The sequence below is a fragment of the Serratia sp. 22264 genome (genome assembly GCF_052045345.1).
Lineage (GTDB): Bacteria > Pseudomonadota > Gammaproteobacteria > Enterobacterales > Enterobacteriaceae > Serratia > Serratia plymuthica.
This window is the reverse complement of the sequence record NZ_JBQEOY010000002.1, coordinates 160008-175365: the sequence shown is the minus strand read 5'-3', so window position 1 is coordinate 175365 and position 15358 is coordinate 160008. Positions and strand designations below refer to the sequence as shown.

The following is a 15358-nucleotide window of genomic DNA, read 5'->3' as shown; positions in this document are numbered from 1 at the left end:
ATTATCCGCTAACAAGTGTCGTCATCATATAGCAGCCCCACTTCCCTGACACTTTCTTTCTAATCAGATTAATCCCATATTTAATTTCTCGGTAAAAAACAAAGACGCAGCGATTTTATTAACGCGTTTCTCCCAGGCTCGTTACCGTTTTTTGCTATCCCACGGCCCCAAAACCCTGCCAGAAGCGACGCACTCAAAATCATTAACATGGTCATGTTTTAATTTACTTATATAAAAACAATAAAATCAAAGAAATAACAAAAAACAAAAGTCAAAAAATCATATTTTTTGTGATATTCATTAACAAATTAACGATTGCAAATTGACCTCTTGCCGCCTTGCGATACTCTGCCCTGACAGGCTTATGCCGCATTCGCACGGGGAACAGTCATGTCGGAAAACGCTTTTGATTACATCATTGTCGGCGCAGGCTCCGCCGGTTGCGTACTGGCCGCGCAGTTAATCCGCCGCACCCAGGCGCGGGTGCTGCTGCTGGAAGCCGGCGGCGACGACAATAACCTGTTCATCAAGATGCCGGCCGGCGTGGCGAAGATCATCGCCAAAAAAAGCTGGCCGTATGAAACCGAACCGGAACCGCACGCCAACAACCGCCGCATGCAAATTGCCCAGGGCAAAGTGTTGGGCGGCAGCAGTTCGGTCAACGGCATGATCTACATTCGTGGCCAGCGGCAGGATTACGACGAATGGGCCGAACGTTACGGCTGCGTCGGCTGGGGCTATCAGGACGTGCTGCCCTACTTCAAACGCGCCGAGGCCAACGAGAGCCTGTCCGACGCTTATCACGGCGGCGAAGGGCTGCTGCCGGTCAGCGAGAACCGCTACCGCCACCCGCTCAGCATGGCGTTTATCCGCGCCGGCCAGGAACTGGACCTGCCTTACCGCAACGATTTCAACGGCGACAGCCAGCACGGCGTGGGCTTTTATCAGACCACCACCCACAACGGCGAACGCGCCAGTACCGCCCGCACCTATCTGAAAGCGGTGCGTAACGAGCAACGGCTGGTGGTGAAACTGAACGCGCTGGTGCATCGGGTGCTGTTCGACGGCAACATGGCCACTGGCGTGGTGTATAGCCAGAACGGCGGCGGCGAAGTCACCGCGCAGGCCGCAAAAGAAGTGATCCTCAGCGCCGGCGCGGTAGGCTCGCCGAAGATCCTGATGTTATCCGGCATTGGGCCGCGCGAACACCTGCAACAGCTGGGGATCGAGCCGCGCGCGGACTTGCCGGTGGGCAAAAACTTTCACGATCACCTGCATATGTCGATCAACGTCAGCACCCGCGAGCCGGTCAGCCTGTTCGGCGCCGATCGCGGCCTGCAGGCGCTGCGCCACGGCACCGAATGGCTGGCGTTCCGCAGCGGCGTGCTCACCTCCAACGTGCTGGAAGGCGCCGCCTTCTCCGACAGCCTGGGCGACGGCCGGCCGGACGTGCAGATCCACTTTCTGCCGCTGCTGGACAGCTGGGACGACGTGCCCGGCGAGCCGCTGCCGAATATTCACGGTTTCACGCTGAAGGTCGGCTACCTGCAACCGAAGGCGCGCGGCGAAGTGCTGCTGCGCAGCCGCGATCCGCGCGATCCGGTCAAGCTGCACGCCAATTACCTCGGCCACCCGGAAGATCTGGCCGGCAGCGTGCGCGCGGTGAAGTTCGGCCTGCGCTTCCTGCAAACCGCCGCCCTCAAGCCGATCGTCAAAGATCTGCTGATGCCGCAGCCGGCATGGCTGAACGATGAGGCGCAACTGGAGGAGTTCGTGCGTAACTTCTGCAAAACGGTGTATCACCCGGTAGGCAGCTGCCGCATGGGCCAATCGCCGCAGGACTCGGTGACCGATCTGCAACTGCGGGTACACGGCTTTGAACGGCTGCGGGTGATCGATTGCTCGGTGATGCCGCAGGTGACCAGCGGCAACACCAATGCACCGACCATCATGCTGGCGGAAAAAGCGGTGGATTTGCTGCTGGGCGCGCCGACGTGAAAACCGGGCGCCCGGCAGTCAGGCGGCGGCGGGCACGCCGCTGTGGAAACGCAGCTCGCTGTCCGGCGACAGGATCAGCTCAGCTTCAATGCGGCCGAAGTGAGCCACCCGCTCGCTGATGTCGCCGCCGGCAATCTGCTCGGCCAGCGTCAGGTAATCCTGATAATGCCGTGCCTCGGAGCGCAGCAGCGAGACGTAGAAACGGTTTAACTCGTCGTCCAGATGCGGCGCCAACCGGGCGAAGCGTTCGCAGGAGCGTGCTTCGATATAGGCGCCGCAGATCAGCTTGTCGATCAGCGTGGCCGGATCGTGGGTGCGAACCTCGCGGATCATGCCTTTGGCATAGCGGCTGGCGGTGATTTTTTTGTAGGGGATGCGCCGCGCCTGCATGATTTCCAGCACCTGCGAGAAATGGTGCAGCTCTTCTTTGATCAGCAGCACCATCTTGTCCGCCAGATCCTGCCCGTAGGCCGAACCGTTTTTCGGCAAGATTTTCCTGGTGAACTGGCCCTGGCGGAACAAGGCCTCCGGCTCGCCCTGCGCTTCATGCAGAAAAGCCTCGTAGGGCCTGAGCAGCGCCAGCAAGGCATCGCCGCTCTCTTTGTCCGCCACGTAGCGGCGAATCAGCCACATGCCGGTCTGCGCCGCTTTCAGCTCGCACACCATATGGTCGGTCAGCAACAGCGGCAGGTTTTCCGGACGCCGCGCAGCGTCGATCCAGCCATCGGGCGTTTCGCAGTGCAGGAAGTTTAAAATCGGGGATAACAGGGATTGGTATTTCATCGGCTTCAATTAGAGGCCGGCTTGCGCCGGCCCACAGCATTAATCAGTGGCGTTTGCCGTCGTCATCTTCGTCGATCAATTCACCGTCTTCTTCATCATCCTCACCGTCTTCACCGTTCGGATCTTCATAGTAGGTGCCCCAACCGTCGTAGTTAACGCCGCAACGTTCCGCCAGCGCCAACAACTGCTCTACCTGGGTGTCGATCAGGTCGGCATTCAGGCCGACTTCGCTGATCACGTCGCAGCACATGACCAGCGTGCCGTCTTCCACTTCCAGTTCTTCGGCGTCGGTCACTTCGTAGCCCAGCTTGAAGGCTTCGACAGCAGCCTGCTCCAGCACTTCAAACTTTTCAGCAGAGAGGTGGTGTTCGATGGTGTAGAGCGCATCCGGATCGCTGCCGTCTTCCAGCAGTTCTTCGATGATCAGGCGGGTCTCTTCACGTTGTTCTTCCAGCTGTTCGCGGTTTGCCATGCCTATATCCTCAAGTCAAATGGCCTGTATTCCTTCTATTTTCACACACCGCCGCCATAGCTGCCACGATAAACGTGAAAGATTTCTTCTGCGGGGTTGAAATTGAATATTCATACATATAAAGTGAATTTTAATTCAATTAAAACGATCAGGACATGCGGAAATGAGTACGATGAACCCGTTCTACAAACGTCACTTTCTGAGATTAATGGATTTCACGCCGACAGAGCTGCTGGCGCTGCTGCGGCTTTCGGCCGAATTGAAGCAGGCCAAAAAGCAGGGTAAGGAAACGCGGCGTCTGCAGGGCAAGAACATCGCGCTCATCTTCGAAAAAGACTCGACACGCACCCGTTGCTCTTTCGAAGTTGCCGCTTTCGATCAGGGCGCCCAGGTCACCTATCTCGGCCCCAGCGGCAGCCAGATCGGCCATAAAGAATCGATGAAAGACACCGCCCGCGTGTTGGGCCGGATGTATGACGGTATTCAATACCGCGGTTACGGCCAGCATCTGGTGGAAACCCTGGCCACCCATGCCGGCGTGCCGGTATGGAACGGGCTGACCAATGAGTTCCACCCCACCCAGTTGCTGGCGGACCTGCTCACCGTGCAGGAACAGCTGCCGGGCAAACCCTTGAGCGAGGTGAAATTCGCTTACCTCGGCGACACGCGCAACAACATGGGCAACACCTTGCTGGAAGCGGCCGCGTTGGCGGGCATGGATCTGCGCCTGGTGGCGCCGAAAGCCTGTTGGCCGCAACCGGAGCTGGTGGCCGAGTGTCAGGCGCTGGCGCAACAGACCGGCGCCAAGATCACCCTGACCGAAGACATTGCCGAAGGGGTGAAGGACGCGGATTTCCTGTACACCGACGTGTGGGTGTCGATGGGCGAACCGAAAGAAACCTGGCAGGAGCGGATCGCGCTGCTGAAACCCTATCAGGTCAATATGGCGATGGTGAAACTGACCGGTAACCCGAACGTCAAATTCCTGCATTGCCTGCCGGCGTTTCACGACGACCAAACCACCCTCGGCAAACAGATGGCGGAACAATACGGGCTGCAGGGCGGCATGGAAGTCACCGATGAAGTGTTCGAATCCGCGCACAGCGTGGTGTTCGATCAGGCCGAAAACCGCCTGCACACCATCAAGGCGGTGATGGTCGCCACGTTGAGCGAAACGATTTAAAGCATATTGCCGGGGCGCGTCACGCACAGGCAATGGGGCGCGCAGGCCTGCCGGCTTGCGTGCCCCAACCCCTTCCCCGCTCTGGCACCCCCCGGCCGGCGCGCCTAATATATTCTTGTCATATCAAATAGCCGATTGACCTTTGCCAGCCTTGGGCAAAGGTTCTACCGTGGCAGACTAACGGCAAAACTGCCGTGAAAACTAACGATAACAACTACTTCTCAGCACTGCCGCGCAGTGCCTTCAGGGGATACGCACCGATGAAAGCCAAAGTCCTGACGCTGTTAATGCTTGCCGCCCTGTCCGCCTCTACGCTTGCCGCCACCCCGGCCAACACGCTGGTGGTGGTGCAATCGCTGGACGATATCGTCAGCCTGGATCCGGCGGAAGCCAATGAGCTGTCCAGCATCCAGACCGTGCCCAGCCTGTATCAGCGGCTGGTGCAGGCGGATCGCGATGATCCGGCGAAAGTGGTGCCGGTGCTGGCGGAAAGCTGGCAGGGCGATGCGGCGGCAAAAACCCTGACCGTCAAACTGCGCCCGCAGGCGGTGTTCGCCTCCGGCAATCCGCTGACCGCCGACGACGTGATTTTCTCCTACAGCCGCGCGGTGAAAATGAACAAATCGCCGGCGTTTATCCTCAACGTGCTCGGCTGGCAGCCGGACAACATTGATGCGCACCTGAAGAAAATCGACGAGCACAGCCTGCAACTGAGCTGGACGGCAGACGTCAGCCCGGCGGTGGCGCTGAATATTCTCTCCACGCCGATCGCCTCGATCGTCGACAGCAAGGCGGTGCAGCCGAACGCCAAAGACGGCGACTACGGCAACGCCTGGCTGAAAATGCACTCCGCCGGCAGCGGGCCGTTCAAAATGCGCGTCTACCAGCCGCATCAGGCGATCGTGCTGGACGCCAATCCAACCTCGCCGGGCAGCAAACCCTTGCTGCACAGCATCATCATTAAAAGCGTGCCGGACCCGGCCACCCGCCGCCTGCTGATCCAGCAGGGCGACGCCGATGTGGCGCGTGAGCTTGGCCCGGACCAGACCCTGGCGTTAAAAAATCAACCGGGCGTGAAGGTGTTGGAAATCCCGTCCGCCGAGCAGAACTATTTAGTGTTCAACACCGGCAACGCCGCCAATCCGCTGCTGAAAAACCCGGCCTTCTGGGAGGCGGCGCGCTATCTGATCGATTATCAGGGCATTACCAAGGATCTGCTGAAAGGCCAGTATTTTGTGCATCAGAGCTTCCTGCCAATCGGGCTGCCGGGCGCGCTGGAAGACAACCCGTTCAGCTTCGATCCGGCCAAGGCCAAGGCGATCCTGGCCAAGGCCGGCATCACCAACGCCACCCTGACGCTGGACGTGGAGAACAAGCCACCGTTTATCACCATCGCCCAGGCGTTGCAGGCCAGTTTTGCCCAGGGTGGCGTGAAGCTGGATCTGTTGCCGGCCGCCGGCAGCCAGGTGTATTCACGGGTACGCGCCAAACAGCACCAGGCGGCGATCCGCCTGTGGATCCCGGATTATTTTGATGCACATTCCAACGCCAGCGCCTTCGCCTATAACGACGGCAAAACCAGCACGGTCGCGGGCCTCAACGGCTGGCAGATCCCGCAGTTGAGCAAACAGACGCTGGCGGCGGTAGCCGAAGCCGATCCGGCCAAACGCACCGCGCTGTACACCGCCATGCAACAGGAGCTGCAACGCAGTTCGCCGTATGTGTTTATCGATCAGGCCAAAACCGAAGTGGTGCTGCGCGAGAACGTCAAAGGCTACCAGCAGGGCCTGAACGCCGACATGGTCTACTACGATCGCGTCAGCAAATAACCGGCAAGCGGCCATCGCCGGCCAATCGATTGCGAAGCGGCAAAAATCGGCGTTTTAGCGCTTGCAGTGGCGAAAAGCGCGAGTATAATGCGCGACAATTTGCCAGGAGAAAGCATGAAAAACGCCATGTGTTTTGTTAGCCGCAACCGACAAAACCGACCGCCAATCGGCGGCCAACTGCCGTTGTTTCTCCTGTTGCTAAACCGATCGTTTCAAGCCCCTCGTTGAGGGGCTTTTTTTTGCCTTAAAAAGCCCCGCGCCACGGGCACGAGTCGAGGAGAGTGAAAAATGGCCAACCCGCTGTATCACAAACATATCATCTCTATTAACGATCTCAGCCGCGAGGATCTGGAGCTGGTGCTGCGCACCGCCGCCAGCCTGAAAGCCACCCCGCAGCCCGAGTTGCTCAAGCACAAGGTGATCGCCAGCTGCTTCTTCGAAGCCTCGACCCGCACCCGCCTGTCGTTCGAAACCTCGATGCACCGCCTCGGCGCCTCGGTGGTCGGCTTTGCCGACGGCAGCAATACGTCGCTGGGCAAGAAAGGCGAAACGCTGGCCGACACCATCTCGGTCATCGGCACCTACGTAGACGCCATCGTGATGCGTCACCCGCAGGAAGGCGCCGCACGGCTGGCGACGGAATTTTCCGGCGGTGTTCCGGTGCTCAACGCCGGCGACGGTGCCAACCAGCACCCGACCCAAACGCTGCTCGACCTGTTCACCATCCAGGAAACCCAGGGCCGCCTGAACAACATCAACATCGCCATGGTCGGCGACCTGAAATACGGCCGCACCGTACACTCGCTGGCGCAGGCGCTGGCCAAGTTCGAAGGCAACCGCTTCTACTTTATCGCCCCGGATGCGCTGGCGATGCCGGCTTACATCCTGAAAATGCTCGAAGAAAAAGGCATCGAGTACAGCCTGCACAGCAGCATTGAAGAAGTGGTGCCGGAGCTGGATATTCTCTACATGACCCGGGTGCAGAAAGAGCGCCTGGATCCTTCGGAATACGCCAACGTGAAGGCGCAGTTCGTGCTGCGCGCGGCGGATCTGGCCGGCGCGCGCGCCAATCTCAAAGTGCTGCACCCGCTGCCGCGCATTGACGAGATCACCACCGACGTGGATACCACGCCGTACGCCTACTACTTCCAGCAGGCAGGCAACGGCATCTTCGCCCGCCAGGCGCTGCTGGCGCTGGTATTAAACGCAGATTTGGCTCTTTAAGGGGGAACCGTCATGACTCACGATAACAAACTGCAGGTTGAAGCGATCAAGTGCGGTACGGTGATTGACCATATTCCGGCGCAGGTGGGCTTTAAGCTGCTGACGCTGTTCAAATTGACCGCCACCGACCAGCGCATCACCATCGGCCTGAACCTGCCCTCCAACGAGCTGGGCCGCAAAGACCTGATCAAAATCGAGAACACCTTCCTGACCGAGCAGCAGGCCAACCAGTTGGCGATGTACGCGCCGAAAGCCACGGTGAACCGCATCGACAACTACGAAGTGGTGCGCAAGCTGACTCTCAGCCTGCCGGACCATATCGACGGCGTGCTGACCTGCCCGAACGGCAACTGCATCAGCCGCAGCGAGCCGGTGGCGTCCAGTTTCGGCGTGAAATCCCGCGACGGCGAGGTGCACCTGAAATGCCGCTACTGCGAGAAAGAGTTCGACCATCAGGTGGTGCTGCAGGCGGATTGAAATATACCCATTTGCCGGGAACGACGCTGTTAATCCGCTCGTCACTCCCTATAATGAGTCCCTGAAGATAATCTACCCACGTTGCTACCCAATGGATTTCGAGCCGCAGCCAGGCGGCAAGTACGAGAGTCCCCAGGAGCTGACTCAAGTCAGTGACTGGGGTGAGCGTACGCAGCCAACAACGCTGCGGTTTGAAAGACGAAGGGTATATCAGGAGAAAAAATGTCACGTAACATCAGCACTGAACTCGCCCCGGCAGCCATTGGTCCTTACGTGCAGGGCGTTGATCTGGGCAGCATGATCATCACTTCCGGCCAGATCCCGGTGGATCCGAAAACCGGCGCAGTGGCCGACGACGTTTCCGCACAGGCACGCCAGTCGCTGGAAAACGTTAAAGCGATCGTTGAAGCCGCCGGCCTGAAAGTCGCAGACATCGTGAAAACCACGGTGTTCGTGAAAGATCTGAACGATTTCGCCACCGTAAACGCCGCTTACGAAAGCTTCTTCACCGAGCACAACGCGCCGTTCCCGGCCCGTTCCTGCGTCGAAGTGGCCCGTCTGCCGAAAGACGTGAAAATCGAGATCGAAGCCATCGCCGTTCGTCGTTAATGCCACGACTACCGCGCCCAACGGTCAGCCATCGGCTGGCCGTTTTTATTTGTCCCGCCTGAAGCAACGATCCGTTAGGGTGCGCTATCAGGGATCATAGTTAACCCAACGCACCACAATTTCGCCCCATTTTAAGGCAACGCCCGCCGCGCCTGCACCCAAATCGCGCTTTTCCCTGCCTTTTTCCTGCTTTTTACGCCGGTTTTCGCCTCTTTCACATTTTGGCACATTTTATGCTCGATCTTGTTACAGCCTGCAATGTCAACGAGGTGACGATGCTAAATATCGACCTGTCCGCTTCACCGTTTTTTGATGAGATGCTTCTGGCTGAGGGTAAACACCGGGGCCATTACGAAGCTTACTGGCATTGGCTGCAACAGGCCGACCAAAAGGCTATTCAGCGTAAAAGAGAAGAGGCTGCACTGCTGTTTCACCGGGTGGGCATTACCTTTAATGTTTACGGTGAGGATGACGGCGCCGAACGGCTGATCCCGTTCGACAGCGTGCCGCGCATCATCCCCGCCGCCGAATGGGCGATGCTCGATCGCGGCATTCGTCAGCGCGTACAGGCGCTCAACGCCTTTCTGCACGATATCTACCATCAACAGCATATTCTGAAAGCCGGGATTATTCCGGCAGAACAGGTACTGGCTAACGATCAGTATCAGCCCTGCATGCAAGGGGTCGATCTGCACCGCAATATTTACGCGCACATCGTCGGCGTGGATATGGTGCGCGGCGGCGACGGCCAGTATTACGTGCTGGAGGACAATCTTCGCACCCCGTCCGGCGTGTCCTACATGCTGGAAAACCGCAAGATGATGATGCGCCTGTACCCGGAACTGTTCGCCCAGCAGCGCATCGCCCCGGTGGAGCGCTACCCGTCGCACCTGCTGCAAACCCTGCGCGAAAGCTCGCCGATTAACGATCCCACCGTGGTGGTGCTGACGCCGGGCCGTTTCAACAGCGCCTATTTCGAGCACAGCTTCCTGGCCCAGCAGATGGGCGTGGAGCTGGTTGAAAGCGCCGATCTGTTCGTCAAGGACGGCGCGGTGTTTATGCGCACCACCGCCGGGCCGTGCAAGGTGGATGTGATCTACCGCCGGGTGGACGACGCCTTCCTCGATCCGCTGGCGTTCCGCCCGGACTCGATGCTCGGCGTGCCGGGGCTGCTTTCCGTCTATCGCGCCGGCAACGTGGTGCTGGCGAACGCCATAGGTACCGGCGTGGCCGACGACAAGTCGATCTACCCTTACGTGCCGGACATGGTGCGCTTCTATCTGCAGGAAGAGCCGATCCTCAACAACGTGCCCACCTGGCAGTGCCGCCACAAGAATGAGCTGTCGTACGTGCTGGCGAACCTGGAACAAATGGTGGTGAAAGAGGTTCACGGCGCCGGCGGTTACGGCATGCTGATTGGGCCGGCAGCGACCAAAGACGAAATCGCCCACTTCCGCGCGCTGCTGCTGGCCAAACCGCATAACTACATTGCGCAGAACACGTTGGCGCTGTCGACCTGCCCGACCTTTGTCAACGATGGCCTGGCACCGCGTCATATCGATCTGCGGCCGTTCGCCCTGAGCGGCGCGGAAATTCGCCTGGTGCCCGGCGGCCTGACGCGCGTAGCGCTGGCGCAAGGCTCACTGGTGGTCAACTCGTCACAGGGCGGGGGAACCAAGGATACATGGGTGTTGGAGGATGACGCATGCTGAGCCGAACTGCCAGTGAACTCTATTGGATGGCCCGCTATCTGGAGCGGGCGGAAAGCATCGCCCGGGTGCTCGACGTGACCAACAAACTGTCGATGATGCCGATCCGCGACAGCGAAGATCATGATCTGCAGGTGCCGCTCAACCTGACCGGCACCGGGCAACTGTACGCCGCCGCCTATCCCGATTTGACGATGGCCAACCTGGTGAGCTTTTTTGCGCTCGACAGCCGTAACCACAGCAGCATCTACAGCTGCCTGCAAATGGGCTGGAACAACGCCCATGCGGTGCGCGGCAGCCTGTCTTCCGAGGTCTGGGAATGCATTAACGCCACCTGGATCGAAATGAAGCTGATCCGCCGCCAGGGCATAGGGTCGGTGGGCGCCGACGGCTTCTTCGACTGGGTCAAGGAGCGCTCGCACCTGTTTCGTGGCGCGATGTTCGGCACCCTGCTGCGCAGCGACGCGATGTGCTTTATCCGCCTCGGCACCCTGCTGGAGCGGGCAGACAGCACCGCACGCCTGCTGGGGGTAAAAAACGAGTTGCTGGATAACGACAACGATCCGGTGCGCGAGTATTACCGCATGGACACGCTGCTGCGGGCCGTCAGCGCACGCGAAGCCTATCACAGCATCTACAAGCAGCAGCTCAGCCGGGAAACCATTGCCGAACTGATGATCCTGCGTAACGAAATCCCGCGCTCCCTGCTGGCTTGCGTCGGCGATATGGTGCAACAGTTGGAGCAGATTGGCGGCAACAGTGCCAATGAACCGCGCCGGCTGGCGCACACGCTGCACGCCGAACTGCGTTTCAGCAGCATGAAGGATCTGAACAAGGTGGGGCTGAGCGACTGGCTGGGCTTATTCCTCGGGCAGATCAACGGCATCGCGGAAAGCATCCATCACACTTACCTGGAGGCGCAATGAAACTGAATATTGAGCACAATACCCATTACACCTACGCCCAGCAGGTGAAGCGCAGCACCCAGTATCTGCGTTTGACGCCGCAGGATTCGCAACACCAGCGCATCATCTCCTGGCAGTTAACGCTGCCGGAAGACGCGGTGTGCACCACCGATGCCTTCGGCAATGTGCTGCACGTGCTGACGCTGGATCACCCGCATCAGGCGATCACCATTCAGGCTCACGGCGTGGTGGAGATTGAAGACGGCGTAGAAGACCCGACGATGGGGCATCTCTCGCCGCTGGTGTTCCTGCGCCATAGCCCGCTGACCCAGCCCGACAGCGCCATCCAGGCCTTCGCGCTGCGCTATTACCAACCGGAAACGCTGCTTGCCGGGCTGGAAAAACTGATGGGCGATCTGTTGCTGAAAATGCCTTACACGCCGGGCGCCACCGAGGTGACTGACAGCGCCGCCCAGGCGTTCGCTTCCGGCAACGGCGTCTGCCAGGATCATACCCACGTCTTTCTGGCCTGCTGCCGCAGCCTGAACATTCCGGCGCGCTACGTCAGCGGCTACCTTTACAGCGAAGATTCCGCCCACGTCGCCACCCACGCCTGGGCGGAAGCCTGGGTGGACGAACGCTGGCACAGTTTCGACGTCACCAACAATACCCGCCTGCCGAATCAGCACCTTAAGCTGGCTGTGGGGATCGATTATCTGGATGCCTGCCCGGTGCGCGGTATCAGGCTCGGCGGCGGCAGCGAAGATATGCAGACGGTGGCCGCGGTGCAGATGATGCCGACCGGCCAGGCTCAGGGGCAATAACATCCCCTTGCCGAATGCAGCGGTTTGCGGCACGCTGGGTTTTTCCGGCGTGCCGTCATCGAGCACGGTGTTATTTCGCGTTTGAAGGATTTTGGTATGACCTATTGTGTGGCCATGCGCTTGTCATCCGGGCTGGTGTTTGCTTCCGACTCCCGCACCAATGCCGGAGTGGACCATATCTCCACCTTCCGCAAGCTGCACGTGTTCCAGCAGGACGGTGAGCGCACGCTGGTGCTGCAAAGCGCCGGCAACCTGGCGACCACCCAGAGCATCATCAGCCTGCTGCTGCGCCGCAGCAAGGATGCCGATCGCCCCAACCTGCTCAACGTGCCCAACCTGTATGAAGCCGCCACGCTGGTGGGCGAAACGGTGCGCGAAGTGATCCTGCGCGACAGCGAAGCCCAACAGAGCGGCAGCACCACCGATTTCAGTTGCAGCCTGCTGCTCGGCGGCCAGATTGACGGCGAAGAGATGCGGCTGTTCCATATCTATCCGCAGGGCAACTTTATCGAAGCCACCCGGGATACGCCCTATTTCCAGATTGGCGAAAGCAAATACGGCAAGCCGATTATCGATCGGGTGCTGAATTACGATACCCCGCTGGAGCAGGCGATGCAGTGCGCGCTGATTTCTCTCGACTCCACGTTGCGCAGCAACCTGTCGGTCGGCCTGCCGCTCGACGTGATGATCTACCCGCGCGACAGTTTCAGCAGCCAACAGCAGTACCGCATTACCGAAGATCACCCGCACTTCAGCGCCATTCGCAAAGGCTGGGGCGAAGGGCTGGTCAGCATTTTCAAACAGCTGCCGCCGTTGCAGTTGTAAGTTTTAGGGCTCAGCATGCCGAGCCCTAAATCCCCCCTTTATTCGATCGCGCAGGCGCGCAGCAGCGCCTCCAGCGGGTAAACCGCCGCAATCACCACTTCGTCACGCACCTGTGCCGCGGCATCCAATTGCTGTTGTATCTGCCCGGCTTCGGTTTTACTCAACGGCTTACCCTGCTGATAGCGCTCCAGCAGCATCAACCCCAGCGTGGACAGCGCGCCGACGTCCTGCGCCACCGGTGCCAAATCCTGCAATACCCGGTTACCGGCGATGGTCGTTTTCACCGCAGCAGTATTCAATTGCCAGCGCTGCAAACGCTCGCGGATCGCCTGCGCCGCTGCGCGATCGTTTTTGTCCTTCAGCAGCGCCTCAACCTGTCGCCCCATGTCGCGCACCGCGTTGCTTTCCGGCGGCAGCGCGTCGGCAAAACGGTTCAAAGGTTCGAACTGATGATAATTGCCGGCCTTGAATTTCAGGTGCTGGCGAGTGTAGTACTGCCCCGGCTCCACCGCCTCGGCAAGCATTTGCAGCGGCAAGATCTCCACGCTGTTCGCCAGCCGGGTGAATTCGCGGGCGGTTTCGGCATGCTGCTGCAAGCCCACCGACACCACTGACCAGGCATCCACCGCCGCCAACCGTTGGTACATGTTGTTTTCATCGGTCACGTCCTGTGCCGACCACAGCCGCTCCGCCACCGCGAAGGCCCGCGGCCACAGCTTGAGATCGAGGATCGGCGCACGGACGTTTTCCGCCCACAGCGCCGCCTCGCCGCCGAGAATATTGGCCTGCTGCTTCGCCCCCGGCACCACCGGCATTTTGCCCGCCGGGATCGCCGCCAGCCTGCTGCCGCTGGTCGGGTAGCGCACGTTGCCGATCAGCATATAGCCGCTCAGTTGGTCCTGTTGCAGCCTGAATACCGGGCGCGTCTCGCCCATCCAGCTGTCGAGGCGGAAGGTCACCTGCTGCGGCGAACGCCAGACGATATCGTGCAATGCACGGCGGGATTTGCCGTTGAAGTCGATAAAACCACGCCAGCCCTGCTTGCCTTCGATCAAAGTAAAACTGCCTTCTACTGCGCTGCCCTTCAGGCGCGGCATGCTGAACTGCCAGCTCTGCGCCTGCTCGGCGGGCCGCACTTCGGTATCGACCCCCAGCGGCTGGGGCAAAATTTCGTTGCGATAGTGATAGGCGGCGCTCTGCGGTTGGTCGAGGTAGAAACCGGTGGACAGAATGCCCTGGTAACCGTCCTGCGCACTGGCGCCAAGCGAATCCGGCCCCTGCCAGGACTGGATGACAATGGTACGCGGCAGCGACGGGTGATAAATCTCATCCCAGCCGACCATGCGCCGCTGGTGCCGTTCGAGGATTTTTTCCAGCTTCTGGTTGAAGTAGGCTTGCAGCGCATGGGTATCCGCCAGCTGATTTTTTTGCATAAACGCCTGAATCGAGGCCGATGCCTTCCACTGGCTGGCGTCGACTTCGTCACCGCCGATATGCAGGTAGGGATCGGGGAAAATCGCCGCCAATTCGCCGATGATCGCGTCAACGAACCGATAAACCTCGTCGCGGGTCGGATCGAGCGTCGGCTTGTGCACGCCCCATTCGCGTTCCATCGGATACGGCCCCGGCGCGCTCATCAATTCCGGGTAGGCCACGGCGATGCTGGAGGCATGGCCCGGCAGATCGATTTCCGGCACCACCCGGATGCCGCGCGCCGTAGCGTAGGCCACCACCTGCTGCATCTGTTCGCGGGTATAGAACTGGCCGTCGCTGGCCAGCTGTTGCAGTTTGGGGTAGCGCTCAGAAGCAAAGCGCCAGCCTTGGTCGTCGGTCAGATGCCAATGGAAGACATTGAGTTTGGCCGCCGCCATGCCGTCGAGCTGGCGCAGGATATCCGGCAGCGGCAAGAAATGGCGCGCCGAATCCAGCAGCACGCCGCGCCACGGGAAACGCGGCACGTCGGCAATCGTCACCAGCGGCAGGAAGGTGTTTTGGCCGTCGGTCTGCATCAGTTGCAACAGGGTTTCCATGCCGCGCAGCGCGCCGAAGCGGGTATTGGCGGTCAGTGTGACGCCCTGCGGCGTCACCGCCAGCTTGTAGCTTTCATCGCTGCCGGGCAGCGGCTGAGCGGCCACTTTGTCTTTGATATTCACCTGAATCGCCGCCCCCTCGGTTTTTGCGGTTTGCGGTGCCAACGTCCAACCGGTCTGCAGTTCGATGCGTTGCCGCCAGCGCAGCTGCGCCTGTGCCAGATCGTCGCCCTGCACGTTAAGCGTGAGGCGGTGATCCAGCACCAGCCTGCCCGCCGGCTGCGTCAGTTCGACCTGCTGTGGCCAGGGCATCAGCGGCAGCGAGCCGGCCGGTTGTGCCAACGCGCCGAGGGAAAGCAATAACGATGAAACCAGTAGCGTATAACGGAGCGGTCTATGCATCAGAAATTCCTCGAAGGAAAAAATCAATAAAAACAGCGAAGCTGTCAATAAAGACTGAGCATAGTTCAGATGTCCAACCGCAAAGATG

General features: G+C 59.8%; 13 protein-coding genes. 10 read left to right on the top strand and 3 right to left on the bottom strand.

Features of this window, described 5'->3' with window-relative positions; genetic code table 11:
• Positions 1 to 390: 390 nt before the first annotated feature.
• Complete coding sequence (locus tag ACTJJ1_RS11785; protein WP_020453683.1) at positions 391 to 1998, top strand: GMC family oxidoreductase; 1608 nt, start codon at positions 391 to 393, stop codon at positions 1996 to 1998.
• Positions 1999 to 2016: 18 nt separating this feature from the next.
• Here the strand turns inward: ACTJJ1_RS11785 and miaE are convergent, their stop codons facing one another.
• Positions 2017 to 2781 carry a tRNA isopentenyl-2-thiomethyl-A-37 hydroxylase MiaE gene (gene miaE / locus ACTJJ1_RS11780; protein WP_004953030.1) on the bottom strand — a complete coding sequence of 255 codons (765 nt, stop codon included), beginning with the start codon at positions 2779 to 2781 and terminating at the stop codon, positions 2017 to 2019.
• Between the two features lie 43 nt (positions 2782 to 2824).
• The gene (gene rraB / locus ACTJJ1_RS11775) at positions 2825 to 3253 is read right to left on the bottom strand and encodes a ribonuclease E inhibitor RraB (RefSeq protein WP_004953027.1); all 429 of its coding nucleotides are present in this window, start codon (positions 3251 to 3253) and stop codon (positions 2825 to 2827) included.
• A 163-nt stretch (positions 3254 to 3416) separates the two neighbouring features.
• Between rraB and argF the strand changes: the two genes are divergently transcribed.
• From argF to ACTJJ1_RS11730, 9 genes are all read left to right on the top strand, one after another.
• A complete protein-coding gene (gene argF, locus ACTJJ1_RS11770; protein ID WP_004953024.1) occupies positions 3417 to 4436 on the top strand; it encodes an ornithine carbamoyltransferase in 1020 nt (339 codons plus the stop codon).
• Positions 4437 to 4696: 260 nt separating this feature from the next.
• On the top strand, positions 4697 to 6265 hold the full coding sequence (locus ACTJJ1_RS11765; RefSeq protein WP_440833768.1) for an ABC transporter substrate-binding protein: 1569 nt from the start codon (positions 4697 to 4699) through the stop codon (positions 6263 to 6265).
• A gap of 288 nt (positions 6266 to 6553) precedes the next feature.
• Positions 6554 to 7489 (top strand): aspartate carbamoyltransferase, encoded by a 936-nt coding sequence (gene pyrB / locus ACTJJ1_RS11760; protein ID WP_004953017.1) that lies wholly within the window; start codon positions 6554 to 6556, stop codon positions 7487 to 7489.
• A 12-nt stretch (positions 7490 to 7501) separates the two neighbouring features.
• Positions 7502 to 7966, top strand: a complete 465-nt coding sequence (gene pyrI, locus ACTJJ1_RS11755) for an aspartate carbamoyltransferase regulatory subunit (RefSeq protein ID WP_004953014.1) — start codon at positions 7502 to 7504, stop codon at positions 7964 to 7966.
• 222 nt (positions 7967 to 8188) lie between these two features.
• Positions 8189 to 8575, top strand: a complete 387-nt coding sequence (gene ridA / locus ACTJJ1_RS11750; RefSeq protein ID WP_004953012.1) for a 2-iminobutanoate/2-iminopropanoate deaminase — start codon at positions 8189 to 8191, stop codon at positions 8573 to 8575.
• 275 nt (positions 8576 to 8850) lie between these two features.
• Positions 8851 to 10287, top strand: a complete 1437-nt coding sequence (locus ACTJJ1_RS11745) for a circularly permuted type 2 ATP-grasp protein (protein WP_020438356.1) — start codon at positions 8851 to 8853, stop codon at positions 10285 to 10287.
• Positions 10281 to 11210 (top strand): alpha-E domain-containing protein, encoded by a 930-nt coding sequence (locus ACTJJ1_RS11740; protein WP_006323351.1) that lies wholly within the window; start codon positions 10281 to 10283, stop codon positions 11208 to 11210. The genes ACTJJ1_RS11745 and ACTJJ1_RS11740 overlap by 7 nt, the downstream gene beginning before the upstream one ends.
• Positions 11207 to 12013 (top strand): transglutaminase family protein, encoded by an 807-nt coding sequence (locus ACTJJ1_RS11735; RefSeq protein WP_004953003.1) that lies wholly within the window; start codon positions 11207 to 11209, stop codon positions 12011 to 12013. The genes ACTJJ1_RS11740 and ACTJJ1_RS11735 overlap by 4 nt, the downstream gene beginning before the upstream one ends.
• Before the next feature lie 96 nt (positions 12014 to 12109).
• Complete coding sequence (locus tag ACTJJ1_RS11730; RefSeq protein ID WP_004953000.1) at positions 12110 to 12838, top strand: proteasome-type protease; 729 nt, start codon at positions 12110 to 12112, stop codon at positions 12836 to 12838.
• Between the two features lie 38 nt (positions 12839 to 12876).
• On the opposite strand, the gene ACTJJ1_RS11725 is transcribed toward ACTJJ1_RS11730, so the two are convergent.
• On the bottom strand, positions 12877 to 15270 hold the full coding sequence (locus tag ACTJJ1_RS11725) for a beta-N-acetylhexosaminidase (protein ID WP_440833763.1): 2394 nt from the start codon (positions 15268 to 15270) through the stop codon (positions 12877 to 12879).
• Between the last annotated feature and the right edge of the window lie 88 nt (positions 15271 to 15358).